The organism is Stenotrophomonas sp. ZAC14D1_NAIMI4_1 (genome assembly GCF_003086775.1).
GTDB lineage: Bacteria > Pseudomonadota > Gammaproteobacteria > Xanthomonadales > Xanthomonadaceae > Stenotrophomonas.
The window spans coordinates 1,824,049-1,838,682 of record NZ_CP026001.1 but is presented as its reverse complement, the minus strand read 5'-3'; the positions used below and the strand labels follow the sequence as shown (position 1 = coordinate 1,838,682).

Below are 14,634 nucleotides of genomic sequence, written 5' to 3'. Positions count from 1 at the left end.
AGCAGCACCGCGGCCCCAAGCCAGATCTTCGTCCATGCCTGCATCGCCACACCTCACGTCCATTGAGAAGGGCCCGAGCATAGCCCATGGCCGTGACGGGCCACACATTGCCATCGTTCCTGCGTTCGCGCGTCACCGTGATGTCATTCGCGCTGCTGAAACTCCCGGGCTTTCCCCCACTCAAGGTCCGGTTTCGATGCGAACGATTGCGCGTTTTCCCCGAGTCTCGCTGCTTGCCCTGCTGATCGCCCCCGCGCTGGACGCCCTGGCCGAAGCACCGCAGGGCGAAGCCGCCGAAACGCACAGCACCGACGCACGGACCCTGGACCAGGTGCAGGTGATCGGCCAGGCCACCAGCTACGCCAAGACCTCTGTGCGCGCCGAAACGCTGAACCGACAGACCGTGCTCAGCAGCGTCAATGGTGCGCTCAACGAAGTGCCGGGCGTGGTGGTCAGCGAAGCCGACGCCACCGGTTCATCGGTGTGGGGCACGCAGATCAGCATGCGCGGCTTCGTCACCAACCGCGACACGCAGCAGATCGGCACCACCATCGATGGCCTGCCCAATGGTGGCTCGGGCTACGGTGGCGGCTCGATGGCCAACCGCTACATCGACACGCTCGACCTGGAGACGGTGGAAGTGAGCCAGGGCACGGCCGATATCTCCTCGCGTTCGAACGAGGCGCTCGGCGGCACCCTCAACTTCCTCACCAGCGATCCGCTGCAGGACAGCCGCCTGCGTTTCGTCGCCGGCGCCGGTGACAACGATGCGCGCAAGTACTACGTGCGCTACGACACCGGGCTGCTGGGCGGCCACACCCGCGCCTGGGTCAGTGCGTCCTCGGCCCGGGTGAGCGACTGGATCGACGGCAGCGGCAAGACCAGCAACGACCACATCGCCGGCAAGTTCATCACCGAACTGGACCGCTGGACGCTGACCGGCTACCTGTCCTACAACGATGCCGACGAGCCGGAATACACCAGCGTCTCGCCGCAGGGTTTCGCCACCAACCCCGACCGCGACAACCTGGTCGGCACCCTCACCGGCATCCCCTACCTGGACCAGAACTACCGTTCGGGTTCGCGTGCGCTGCGCGAAAACACCTTCGGCTACCTGCGCGCGGCCTTCGACGCCGGCAACGGCTTCAAGGCCTCGATGGCCGCCTATGGCCACCGCATGCAGGGCCGCGGCGACTGGCTGCCGCCTTACCTGGCCGATGTCACGAATGATGGCGCCGGTCGCCCGCAGTCCGAATACCTGGGCGGCAGCACCGTGTACGGCGGCAGCAACCTGGGCCAGATCTACTTCGTGAACCCCGATGGCAGCAGCGCCCAGCCGATTGCCGGCTGCACCCCGCGCGTGGGCTTCAGCGCCGAGTACGATCCCAACTGCTACGCCGGCAACGTGCTGGGTGCGCAGTCCTATCGCCACACCCACTACGACAACGACCGCATGGGCGTGACCGCCGATGTCGAATGGCGGCAGACTTTCGGCGGCGTCGACAACTCGATCCGCGGCGGCCTGTGGGTGGAGAAGCTGGACCGCTCCGCGCGCCGCGACTGGCACCGCCTGCTCAACGTCGGCCAGGACATCGGCTTCGACCACCAGCCGTACTGGGTGCAGTTCGAGGACAAGTACAAGGTGGACGAGCAGATGTACTACGTCGAGGACGTGGCCCGCTTTGGCCCCTTCAGTGCGCGCGTGGGCGTAAAGCAGTTCTTCGTCGACCAGTCGCGCAACCGCGTGATCGGCGCCAGCGAACACGTCACGTCTGATTCCAAGTCCGATCCGCTGCTGTCCACCGGCTTCACCTGGGCGCCGGGCGTGGAAGGCATGGAGCTGTTCGCCGGCTTCTCGCAGAACTTCGCCGCGATTCCTTCCGGCGTGCTTGGCGAGACCGATCCGCAGCGCTTCCGCAACGTCGAACCGGAAACGGCCGACAACATCGAAGTGGGCATGCGCATCAGCCGCTGGCCGCTGACCGCCTCGGCCACCCTGTACAACATCAAGTTCGACAACCGCATCGTCTACCTGCCGGCCGGCTTCGTCAGCGGCATCGACTACCTGGGCGAGACCGATGGCGTCTACGAGAACTTCGGTGGCGTGGAAAGCAACGGCCTGGAAGCCGCGTTCGGCTATGGCTGGGACAACGGCTGGCGGGTCAACGCGGCCTACACCTACAACCGTTCCAAGTACCTGGGCAGCGGCGACGCCGCGCGTGACACCCAGCTGGGCATCGTCGATGGCGCCAAGGTGATCGGCCAGCCCGAACAGATCCTGGTGCTTTCGGCCGACTGGCAGGGCGAGAACTGGAACTTCGGCCTGTCCGGCCGCTACCTCGGCACCCGCTACCTGGACGCGGCCAACGTCAACAAGCTGCCCTCGGCCACCGTCTTCAACGCCAACATCGGCTTCGATCTGCAGGGCCTGTCGCCGCGCCTGAAGGGCATGGGTGCCAACCTGGTCGTGAGCAACCTCACCGACAAGCGGTATCTTGCAGGGGTCGACGGTGCCAACGCCGCCTTCATCGGCGCACCGCGCACCGTCGGCATTTCCTTCCGCGTGGATCTGTGAGGCATTCGTGACTGATATCGGCCGACGCCGGTTGTTGCAGGCCGGCGTCGCCGCCGGTCTGGCTCCGCTGCTGCCCAGCATCGCCCGCGCTGCGGCCATCGCCCCGGCCGCGCAGACGCGCAGCCTGCAGGACCTGCAGCACATCGTGGTGTTCATGCAGGAGAATCGCTCGTTCGACCACTACTTCGGCACGCTGCCGGGCGTACGTGGTTTTGGCGACCGCTTTGTTGCCCCTGCCGCGCCCCTGGCCGGCGGGGACAGCGCGCGCAGCCTGTGGCTGCAGCCCGATGCGAGCGGCCAGCGTGCGATCGCGCCGTTCCCGCTGGATACGGCCGCGCACTTCGGCTACATGCGCGTGGAAGGCACCCCGCACACCTGGCCCGATGCGCAGCGCGCGTGGGACCATGGCCGCATGGGGCACTGGCCGATGGCCAAGCAGAACCACGCAATGGGCTATTTCCAGCGTGCCGACCTGCCCTTCCAGTTCGCCCTGGCCGAAGCGTTCACGATCTGCGACGCGTACCACTGCGCCATGCAGGCCGGCACCAACCCGAACCGGGTGTTCCTGTGGACCGGCCACAACGATGCCTTCGCCCGCGCCGGCGGGCCGGTGATCGCCAACTCGCATGACAATTTCCCCGAGCACGGCGGCCATCCGGATTCGTACCGCTGGGCCAGCTATGTCGAGCGCCTGCAGCAGGCGGGCGTGTCCTGGCAGATCTACCAGGACATGGCCGACAACTTCACCGACAACCCGCTGGCCGGCTTCGAGACCTTCCGCCAGGCCTACAGTGCCGCACCGGGGCACGATGCCGCGCTGCGCCAGCGCGGGGTCAGCACGCGGGGCCTGGCCCAGCTGCGCCAGGACGCCATCGAGGGGCGGCTGCCGCAGGTCAGCTTCATCATTGCCGACGCCGCTGGCAGCGAGCACCCCGGCCCGTCCAGCCCTGCGCAGGGCGCGGCCTACACCGCACGCGTGCTGGATGCGCTGACGGCCGATCCGGATGTCTGGAGCCGCACTGCCCTGCTGCTGATGTTCGACGAGAACGACGGCTTCTTCGACCACGTGCCGCCGCCGGCACCTCCATCGGCACAGCCCGGTGGCGGCTGGGCAGGCGCTTCATCGGTGAGCACCGAGGGCGAGTACCACCAGCACCCGGCACCGGGCGACGAGAAGTACGACGAGGCCGGACTGCGGGGCCGCCCGTATGGATTGGGCCCGCGCGTGCCGCTGTACGTGATTTCGCCATGGAGTCGTGGCGGCTGGGTCGATTCCCAGGTGTACGACCACACTTCGGTGCTGCGCCTCATCGAACGCCGCTTCGGCGTGGCCGCGCCGGACATTTCGCCGTGGCGCCGCGCCGTGTGTGGCGACCTGGTCAACGCCTTCGACTTCGCCCAGCGCGATACCCGCCCGTTCGTGCGCGGGCTGCCCGATGTGAGCGCCACCGCCGCGCGCGCAGCGGCCCTGCCGGGCCGCACCGTGCCGGCACTGCCCGAGGGCCTGCAGGCGGCGCGGCAGGAAGCGGGCACGCGCCCATCGCGCGCGTTGCCGTATCGGCCGCAGGCGCAGGTGCAGGCGATTGCCGCGGACGGCGTGGCCCTGCACCTGGCCTGCGAAGGTGCCGCCAGCGTACTGCACGTCTACGACCGCCTGCAGCTGGCCGCCCTGCCACGCCGCTATACGGTGCTGCCCGGCGCGCCGCTGCAGGACCGCTGGGCGCTGGATGCGCAGGGTCGCTATGATCTGTGGCTGCTCGGCCCCAACGGCTTCCATCGCCACTTCCGTGGCGTTGCCGGTGCGCCGGTGCTGCAGGCGCAGGTGGACCCGGTCGAGGGCCAGCTGCGGTTGCAGCTGCGCAATTCAAGCAGCGCCGCGCAATCGATCCGCGTGCGCGCCGGAGCCTACGCCGGGCACATGCCGGAGCAGACGCTGATGCTGGCCGCGGGCGCGCAGACCACGCTGGCCTGGGACGCTGCGCCCACCAGCGGGTGGTATGACCTGCACGTGGTGGCCGGTGACAGCGAGCTGCGCCTGGCCGGCCGCGCCGAAGACGGCCGTCCCGGCACCAGCGACCCGGCGATGGGTGGCCAGCCACTGCGCTTCGAGCACGGCTGAAGGTTTCTGTAGAGCCGAGCCGATGCTCGGCTGCGCGGTCCTGTAGAGCCGAGCCGATGCTCGGCTTAGTCGAGCTTGGCTCGACGCTACGAAATACAGCCGAGCGTGGGCTCGGCTCTACAAAGCCAGTCGAGCATGGCTCGACGTCAGCCGTTCCAGCCCAGCCCGCGCGGCTCATTGCTGAACCCTGCCGCGCGCAGGGCGTCCACGGCAGGCCCGCGGTGGACCGGCTCCTCATTGATCCGCTGCAGCGTGAAGGACAGGCGCCGGCCGCGCCGCAGGCCGACTGCCAGCGCCTGCGCCGCCGCCGTCCAGCGCGCCGCAACGTCGTCGGCCGTCTCATCGATCCAACTGGACAGCTGGCGGCCCCCCTGCGGCAGATACAGCTGAAGCCGGCCTCCACCGATCACCACCAGCGCACCCGCGCGGCGCACTGGCCTGGCGCCGGCCGTCGTCTGCGGCCAGGGCAACAGGCTGCCGAACGGACTGGCCGGATCCAGCGCGGACAGTGCAACCCATCCGCCAGGGCCACCGGCACGCTCGGCACAGGCCCGCAGGCGGTCGATATCCTCGCGCTGGGCGAACTGGGCGCCGCCCATGCCCTCCACGAAGCGCCCGCGCAGCAACTGACCGGCGTCTTCCATGCTGCGCAGCACCGGGCGCAGTGCCGGGAAGCCGCCGGCCACGGCTTCGCTCATCGCCGCGCTGCGGGTGACCACCGTGTAGCGGTCCAGCAGCGCCTCGGTCTGCGCCAGCGCGCGCAACGTGTCACTGGCCCGCTCCTGTGGCAGCAGCGACCAGCGTCCGGCCTGCGTTGGCCCCGCGCTGCTGGCCAGCTCCAGTCCTGCACTGCCCGCCGCCAGCGGCGCGAAGGCAAAGCCGCGGCGGCGGCGGGACACGGGCATCGCGCGCGCCCGAACCGGGCGCACGCCGTCGAGCGCACGCAACGGGGCCCACAGGTCACTGCTGATCTGACCGCGCCAGGCCAGCTGCCACAGCGCCGTCTGGAAATCCTCGCCGGCATTGCCTGCATCCGCGAGTTGAGTCTGTACCTGCATCGCCAGTTGGCGCGCGAAGAACGCACCGCCTTTGGCCAGCACCTGCAGGACCGCCAGCTGCATCGGCGACGCGTTGGCATCCGCGTCCATGAGCGGCAGGGTTTCGGCCGCATGCTCCCGCAGGTGCAGCGACACCCATCCGTCATCGTCGCCCAGCCGGCCGTGTCCGGCCCAGAGCACCGTACCGGTGGCCAGCAGTTCATCCAGCAGCGCAGGCGTGTAACCGGGCACCCGCGCAGGCAGCACCTGCTGCTCCCACAGCGAGGCTGGCAGTGGCAACCCCGCCAGTTGTTCGATCACCTGCAGCACGCGCTCGCTGCCACGATCAGGCGCGGCCTCGTGCAATACGCCCTGCCCTTCCAGCAGCACGCCGACATAGGCTTCCACCGGTACCGGGCGCGTTGCCTCGCGGGCGGCCTGCAACGAGCGCAGCCGCAGCCGCTGCAGCACATCGGCCGCCACCCATTCGTGGTCCGCGCGCGCGGCAGGCGGTGTGGTGTTGTCGGGAAGCTGGCGGCGATCAAGGCCGAAGCGACCACGAATGATCCGGCCCTGCTCCTGCAACAACTGCAGCGCGTCATCCACCACCGCCACACCCACTCCGAAGCGGGCAGCCACGCTGCCGCTGCTGAAGGGCCCATGGTGGCGCGCATGGCGGCCGAGCAGGTCACCGAGTGGATCAAGCACCGGTGCCAGGAATACCTCGGCAATGCCTGCCGGCGGATCGATGCCGAGGGCATCCCGCAGCCGCGCAGCGTCTTCCACCGCTGCCCACTGTTCAACACCGGCAACGGTCACGCGGATGGCGCGGCCAGCGGCGTGCAGCGCCTGCAGCCAGGCCGCCGCCTGCGTGGGTTCGGTGATGCGCTGCGCGATGTCGCTGGCCGGCAACGGGCCAAGCTCACGCAGCAGGTCGGCCACGCCTTCGCTGCCCCGCGCGTGGCGGGGCGGATCCAACCGCTGCAGCTCACGCGCCACGGTGGCCACCACGTCATCGTCCAGCAGCTCACCGAGGTCGACCTGGCCAAGCAGCTCGGCGAGCAGGCCACTGTCGAGCGACAACACCGAGGCACGCCGTTCGGCCAGGGGCACGTCGGCCTCGTACATGAACTCGGCGACATAGCCGAACAACAGGTTCGCCGCGAAGGGCGACGGCACGGCGGTCTCCACTTCCACCACCTGCACCTGGCCGGCCTGCACGCGCAGCATCAGCGCATCCAGCGCGTCCAGGTCGTAGACATCCTGCAGGCATTCGCGCGCGGTCTCGACCAGGATGGGGAAATCCTCGTGGCCGCGCGCGATCTCCAGCAACTGCCCCGCACGCAGGCGCTGCTGCCACAGCGGCGAGCGCTTGCCCGGCGTGCGCCGCGGCAGCAGCAGCGCACGCGAGGCGCACTCACGGAAACGGGCGGCAAACAATGCGGAACCGGCGACGGAGCGATTGATGACCTGGCGCAGGTGGGACGCATCGAACAGGAAGAGTTCTGCGCCTGGCGGTGTACCGCTGCGGTCAGGCATGCGCACGATGATGCCGTCGTCGCTGGCCACCACGGCCGGGTCGATGCCCACCTGCTCGCGCAGCCGCGCGGCCACCGCCAGGGCCCAGGGGTCGTGCACGCGGCGTCCGTAGGGCGAATGCAGCATCACCCGCCAATCGCCCAGTTCGTCGCGGCAGCGCTCGACCACCAGGCGCAGGTCGGTCGGCAGCACGCCGGTCGCCTGCTGCTGCTCGGCAACAAGCGCCAGCATGTTGCCGATCGCGCTGTCGTCCAGGCCACGTTCGCGCAGGCGCGCGAGCAGCGGCGGTGACGGCTCGCCAGCGCCGCCCGGATCGGCCTCCAGTTCGGCAAGGAACGCGCCGGTGGCCTGTCCCAGCTCGGCCGGACGACCGATGCCCTCGCCACGCCAGAACGGCAGCCGCGCCGAGCGCCCGGGTGCGGGCGTCACCACGACCTGGTCAAGGGTGATCTGGTCGATGCGCCAGGACGTGGCGCCGAGGGTGATGACATCGTTCACCCGCGACTCGTGCACCATCTCCTCGTCCAGCTCGCCCACCCGGCGCGAACCGGCCTGCTCCTCGCCCTCAGGCAGCACCACCGCGTACATGCCGCGGTCCGGGATGGTGCCGCCACTGGTGACCGCCAACTGCCGGGCACCCGGGCGCGCGGTCAGCGTGCCCGTTTTCCGGTCCCACACCAGGCGGGGGCGGAAGCCAGCAAATTCGTCGGACGGATAGCGCCCGGCCAGCATGTCCAGCACCGCGTCAAAGGCACTGCGCGGCAGCGTGCGGTAAGGCGCGGCGCGGCAGACCCGCGCAAACCAAGCCTCCACATCGAGTGGCTCCATCGCCACGGCGGCAACGGTCTGCTGGGCCAGCACATCCAGCGGGTTGCGCGGTGGATCGATGGCTTCAATGCGCCCATCCAGCATGCTGTCCACCACCACCGCGGCATCGACCAGGTCGCGCCGTGTCCGCGGGTAGAGCAGGCCGCGCGACATGCCGCCGACCTGATGTCCCGCCCGCCCCACCCGCTGCAATGCACTGGACACCGACGGCGGCGCCGCCACCTGGATGACCAGATCCACCAGGCCCATGTCGATGCCCAGCTCGAGGCTGGAGGTCGCGACGACGCAGCGCAGCTCGCCCGACTTCAGCGCCTGCTCGATCGCGGCGCGCTGCTCCTTGGACACCGAGCCATGGTGCGAGCGCGCGATCACTGACTCGGGTGCAGTGACACGGTTCACCGTGCTGCCGGTGAATGAGCCGTAGGAGGTTGCGGCTGCATCGTCGGTGTCGCTCGCGTGCCCAGCGTCCGCGCGCTCGGCATGCAGCTCGTTGAGCCGCGCCGTCAGGCGTTCCGCCACGCCGCGCGAATTGGCAAAGACAATCGTGGAGCGATGCCGCATCACGTTGTCGAGGATGCTGGCTTCCACATGCGGCCAGATAGATCCCGCCCGTGTGCCGGCACCCCGCCCTTCCGCCGGGCCGTGCATGGCCAGGTCGGTCATGTCCTCCACCGGCACCACGATCTTCAGCTGCAGCTGCCGCTGTGAAGGCGGCTGCACCACCTGCACCGGGCGGTCACCGCCGAGGAAGGCCGCAACGCCCTCGACCGGGCGCACCGTGGCGGACAGGCCGATGCGCTGTGCGGGTACCTGCAGCAGCGCGTCGAGCCGCTCCAGGCTCAGGGCCAGGTGCGAGCCGCGCTTGCCGCCGGCCACCGCATGGATCTCATCGAGGATCACCGTATGCACATCGCGCAGGATCTCCCGCGCCTGTGACGTCAGCATCAGGTACAGCGACTCGGGTGTTGTGATCAGGATGTCCGGCGGACGCCGCACCAGCCGCGCGCGCTCGCTGCTGCTGGTATCGCCGGTGCGCATGGCCACGGTCAGGGCAACGGCCGGGTCGCCGCGTTCGCTGCGGCGCGCACTGATGCCCTGCAGCGGCACCTGCAGGTTGCGCTGCACATCGCTGCCCAGCGCCTTGATCGGCGACAGGTACAGCACGCGCGTGCGTGCCACGGGTCTGGCCGCCGGGTCGCGGCGTGCGTCGCCATCGCGCTCGGCGAACACCTGGTCGATTGCATGCAGGAAGGCCGCCAGCGTCTTTCCCGACCCGGTGGGCGCAACCACCAGCGTGTGCTGGCCTGCGGCGATCGACGCCCATGCCTGGTCCTGCACCGGCGTCGATGCCGCGAACGCGGAATGGAACCAGTCACGGGTGGCGGGATGGAAGTGCTGCAGGGAATCCAAGGCAGGGCCGGTCGCCATCGATGATGGCTTCGATGATACGGCGAAGAAATCGTTTGTCGTTACGTATCGTTACGTTATAACATTTCACGCCATTTTTACGGAGCGTGTCATGCGTCGCCACCTGCTAGCTGCAGCCATCCCCCTCGCCCTTCAGTCCGTCGCCCTCCATTCCGCCCGGGCGGCGGACGCGCCTACCCTGCCCACCCTGCAGGTGGAAGCCAGCCAGCCCTCGCGCATCGACAGCCGGGTCACCGTCGACAACCCGCAGGCACAGAACCGCACCCTCGGCGGCCTTCTCGAACACGTTTCCGGCGTGCAGAGCAGCGCCTTCGGGCCCAACGCCGGTGCCCCGGTCATCCGCAGCCTCAGCGGCAGCCGCGTGCAGATCCTGCAGGACGGCCAGTCGATCCTGGGCATGAACGCAATCAGCGGCGACATCAACATTCCGTTTGACCCGCTGTTCGTGCGCAGCGTCACCGTCAACAAGTCCTCCGATACCGTGCGCCATGGCGGCAATGCCATCGGCGGCAGCGTCGAGGTCGATTCCGGGCTGATTTCGCGCACGATGGAAGACAAGGACCAGTCGATGGAACTGGTGCTGCGCAAGGGCTTCAACGCCGCCGATGCGCAGGGCTTCCGCATGAACTTCAACAACCAGCGCAACGTCTCCACCAACCTGCAGGTCTCGCGGCAGCGCATCTCGCACTACGACATCCCCGGCAACAGCAAGGCGGCCGCGTGCAATACGCAGCTGTTCCCGGCCGCCGGCGGGGTCAACTCGGCACTGGCCGACGCCTGCCAGAAAGAGGCGCGGGTACAGCAGGTCTACAACAAGGCATCGCAACCCTACATCGACCAGTTCATGACCGAGAACCCGGACTGGGCCGATGGCGAGTTCTCCTTCTACACCAGCAACCCGACCTCGGTCTGGCAGCGCCAGACCTACGTCAATCCGGCCAATCCGGACTATGTCGCCGGCACGCCGTCCTATGTGCAGAAGCGGATCAACAACGACGTCACCCCGGATTACCACCATCGCCTCGGCAACAGCTACTCGCGCAGCTCGCAGGTGGCGCTCGGCTCGACCCTGTTCTTCGACCGCGGTTACGTGGGCATCAGCATCGACGCCAAGGACAGCGAGTACGGCGTACCCGGCTTCTCGATGCAGAACCTGTCCTTCGGCGCCAACTACGCCGATGGCCTGCCGGTGGGCGTGGTCATCAAGCAGGAGCGCTATGCACTGGAAGCCCTGCTGCGCGATCCGGTGCCGGGCATCGAACGCGCCGAGCTGCGCGTCTCGCAGCTGGACAACACCTCCGGCGAACGCCTGGGTGCCCGCAAGGCCAACGATTACGACTTCGAAAGCAGCCAGGCCGAACTGCTGCTGGCCCACCGCCGCGTGGGCCCGCTGAGCGGCCTGCTCGGCCTCAGCCAGCAGTCACGCGACCTCACCGGCAGCGGTCCGCACCGCTACCTGCCAAACGTCGACACCCGCACCCAGGCGGTGTTCCTGAAGGAAACGCTGGACTTCGACTGGGCCTCGTTCGACGCGGGCGTGCGCCACGAACGCGTGGACCACACGCTGCGGCCCAGCAGCTTCAAGACCGCGCGCAATTCCGCCAACACCACGCTGCAGGACCGCGACTTCCGGCTCAACAGCTACAGCATCGGCTCCTACGTTGAACTCGGCCCGCTGTTCGCCGCCAAGCTGCGCTATTCCTCCTCGCAGCGCGCGCCGGAGATCAACGAGCTGTACGCCAGCAACGCGCACTACTCGGTGATGACCCAGGAAGAAGGCAACCAGAACCTGGAACCGGAACGCGCGAAGAACCTGGAGCTGGCCGGCGTGTTCCACCTGGGCGGCTTCCAGCTCACCGCCACCGCCTACCGGATGCGCTACGAGAACTACCTGTACCTGGGCTACTCCGGCCTACAGACGGCCAACCGCCTGCCGCTGAAGTACTGGAAGCAGACCGATACCACGGTGAAGGGCTTCGAGATCGATGCCTCGCAGTCGGTGGCACTCGGCCGCTTCGGCAGCCTGGAGATGTCCGCCTTTGCCGACCTGGTGAAGAACAAGGCCGACCATCCCGACGCACTGCGTGCCCACAACGACGGCGAGTATCTGCCCAACATGCCGACCAACCGCTATGGCGCGAGCCTGCAATGGCAGCGTGAAGGCTGGAAGGCGCAGCTGTCGAGCACCTACTACGACACGCAGAAGTACCTGGGCCGCAACGTCAGCGAAGAAGTGCCGCTGGATGCGTTCAACCTGGTCGACCTGCAGCTGAGCCGCGAGATTCCGCTGCGCACGACCGCTGTCGCGGGCATGGAGGTCTTCATCAACGGCAGCAACCTGCTCAACGAGGAGGCGCGCCCGCACAACTCGCCGCTGAAGTACATCGCGCCGCTGCCGGGGCGTGGCTTCCAGGTGGGCGTGACCGTGCGGCTCTGAGCTGTTTCTTTTCGATGCACGCAGCGCCCGCGGATGTGATCTGCGGGCGCTGGCTTCCTCACCTATCGCATCAGTAGCTGCCCCGCAGGGTCAGCATCCAGTTGCGCGGTTCGCCGTAGTAGTTGCCCAGGGTAGACGAGCCCACGGTGCGGTAGTACCACTTGTCGAACAGGTTGTTGCCGTTGAGGGCGACCTGCCAGTGCGGGTTCACCCGGTACTCCACCATCGCATTCCACACCGCATAGCCGGCCTGGGTATAGGCAAAAGCCGTGCTCGGGCCAGTCCAGTTCTGCGCGGACTCATTCCAGGTCGCCGCAGTGCCCTTTACGTACTGGTTGCTGTTGATCGTCGCGCCACCGCCGATCTTCCACGCCGAGGCCGCGCCCGGCAGCTGCCAGGTGCCGAAGAACTTCAGCGAGTGCTTCGGCGTGATCGTGCTGAACACCGCGCTGTCGGTCTTGTTGCGGTTGCTGTTGAAGGTGTAGCCGGCGTACAGGTTCAAGCCACGCGCGACCTCGCCGTTCACCTCCATATCAACGCCCTGGCTGACCACCTTGCCGGAATTGACATAGCAGCAGGTGCCGGCAAACAGCGTTTCGGTGATCGGGTAGCGCGCATCCTGGATCGCACGATCCTTCTGGATCACCCGGTACAGCGCGAAGGACGTGTTGAGGCGGCCATCAAGCAGCTCGCCCTTCACACCCACTTCCGTATTGCTGCCGTGCATCGGCTTGAGGCCGCTGCCCGGTGCCGGGCCGGACTTGTAATAGGCCTGCGGATTGAAGATCTCGGCGTAGCTGGCATACGCCGACCACTGCGGCGAGAGATCGTAGATGACGCCACCGAACGGTACGACCTGGGTCGGCTCGCTGTACTGGGTGGCGCTGGCCACGCGCCAGGTATCGGTCATCTGCCAGCTGGCATCCAGGTAGGTGCTGTAGATCTGATCAAATTTGTACTTGTTGGCGCGCGCACCGACGACCACCTTGGTGTTGTCGGCCACTTCCAGCCGCAGCGTGCCGTAGACGCCGTACTGGCGGGTGTCGTTGGGATCGTAGCTGCGGAACAGCTGGCCACGCGCCAGGTTGCCCGGCGCGTAGGGCGTCGAGCCGATATCGAACAGGTTGGCCACCTGGCCGGTGGCACGTTCTACGACGAAGCTCTGCCAGCGGCTGCGGATGTCCTGCATGTCCGCGCCGACCAGCAGCTCATGCGTCCGCCCGAACAGATCAAACGCGCCGCTGAGGTTGAGGTCGATCATGTGCTGGCGGTTCCAGCTGTGCTGGTCCGAGCCGACCCAGCGCGAGCCGGCCAGGGTGGTCGGATTGACCGCACCGGAGACATAGCCGCCGTTGACGTCGCGGTCTTCCTCGGTGAACGTCGCATTGACCCGCATGGTCCAGCGCGGCGCCACGCGCCAGCTCAGCTTGGCGAAGAACTCGGTCGAGGTGGTGTCCTCGAACGCCCACGGCGAGGTCAGCGCGGTATGCCGCGGCAGGCCGAGGTCGGCGCCGTTGCTGTAGCGCGGGAAGCCCTGGGGCGTACCGTTTTCCTTGACGTGCTGGTAGCGCGCGCCCACCGCCACCACCGCATCGGGACCGACGTCAGCTTCCAGCACGCCATAGAAAGTCGGCTTGCGGGTGGAACGCAGGTCGGTGAAGTACTTCCGGTCGTCATACGCAGCCACCGCGCGACCGCGCAGCTTGCCGTCGAAGGCGAGCGGGCCGGAGGCATCGATCTCGGTACGGTAGTTGTCCCAGCTGCCGGCACTGGCGGTGATCTTGAACTGCGGCACCGCAGTCGGCATCTTGCGCACCAGGTTCACCGCGCCGCCCGGGTTCCCGGTGCCGTTGAGCAGGCCGGCCGCGCCACGCAGCACTTCGACACGGTCGAACTCGGTCATGTCGTAGGAGATGAAGGTGTAATTGCCACTGGAGGTCGACATCGGCGCACCGCCATCGATCTGCACGCTGTCGATGGCGAAGCCGCGCGAATAGATATCAGTCAGGCGATGGCCACTGTCCTGGACGGTCAGGCCGACGATCTGCTCGGCGGCCTTGCCCAGGTCAGTGATGTTCTGGTCTTCCAGGCGCTGCTTGGTCAGCACCGAGACCGACTGCGGCAGTTCGCGCATGGCCTGCGCCGTCTTACCGATCGTCAGGCCGTCGCTGGTGTAGGAGCCGGTACCTTCGGTTTCACCAAGGCGCCGCGCCTCCACGCGTACTTCGCGCAGCGTGCCGACCGTCCTGTCATCTTCATGGCGGTCCGGTGCGCGACGCACGATCACATCCGATCCCTGGATGTCAGCGCTCAGGCCACTACCGGCCAGCACCTTCTCCAGCGCCTGCTGCGGCGTCAGCCGCCCCGACACGGCCGGAGCCTGCTTGCCCGCCACCAGGTCCGGATGCACCATCAGCTGCAGCTGCGCCTGCCGCGCCAGCTCATTCAACGCGGTGCCCAGCGGCTGCGCGCGCAGCGAGATCGTGACGGTGCCAACGGAAGTGGCCTGGGCATGGGCTGGCGCAGCGACGGTTGCCAGCAGCGGCAGGGCGACGGCGGTGGCCAGCGCAAGCGGCGCGAGGCGGAGGAACGGGTGCGACATGCGGGGGGAGCTCCAAGGTAGTGTGATTCCTACCTGTGCAGACGCACGACCCCGGCATGTGTTGAGGTC

Annotated in this window: 5 protein-coding genes; 3 read left to right on the top strand and 2 right to left on the bottom strand. The window is 68.0% G+C overall.

The window, feature by feature from the left end:
• The first annotated feature begins 196 nt into the window (after positions 1 to 196).
• Positions 197 to 2,575, top strand: a complete 2,379-nt coding sequence (locus C1927_RS08595; RefSeq protein ID WP_108746451.1) for a TonB-dependent receptor — start codon at positions 197 to 199, stop codon at positions 2,573 to 2,575.
• 7 nt (positions 2,576 to 2,582) lie between these two features.
• Positions 2,583 to 4,694, top strand: coding sequence for a phospholipase C, phosphocholine-specific (locus tag C1927_RS08590; RefSeq protein ID WP_108746450.1), 2,112 nt, complete (start codon positions 2,583 to 2,585; stop codon positions 4,692 to 4,694).
• 146 nt (positions 4,695 to 4,840) lie between these two features.
• Here C1927_RS08590 and C1927_RS08585 read toward each other — a convergent pair whose 3' ends face one another.
• Complete coding sequence (locus tag C1927_RS08585; protein ID WP_108746449.1) at positions 4,841 to 9,526, bottom strand: ATP-dependent helicase; 4,686 nt, start codon at positions 9,524 to 9,526, stop codon at positions 4,841 to 4,843.
• A gap of 91 nt (positions 9,527 to 9,617) precedes the next feature.
• On the opposite strand from C1927_RS08585, the gene C1927_RS08580 reads away from it, so the two are divergent.
• Positions 9,618 to 11,963: a TonB-dependent receptor gene (locus tag C1927_RS08580; protein ID WP_108746448.1), complete on the top strand. Its 2,346-nt coding sequence runs from the start codon at positions 9,618 to 9,620 to the stop codon at positions 11,961 to 11,963.
• A gap of 70 nt (positions 11,964 to 12,033) precedes the next feature.
• On the opposite strand, the gene C1927_RS08575 is transcribed toward C1927_RS08580, so the two are convergent.
• Complete coding sequence (locus C1927_RS08575) at positions 12,034 to 14,565, bottom strand: TonB-dependent siderophore receptor (RefSeq protein ID WP_108746447.1); 2,532 nt, start codon at positions 14,563 to 14,565, stop codon at positions 12,034 to 12,036.
• Between the last annotated feature and the right edge of the window lie 69 nt (positions 14,566 to 14,634).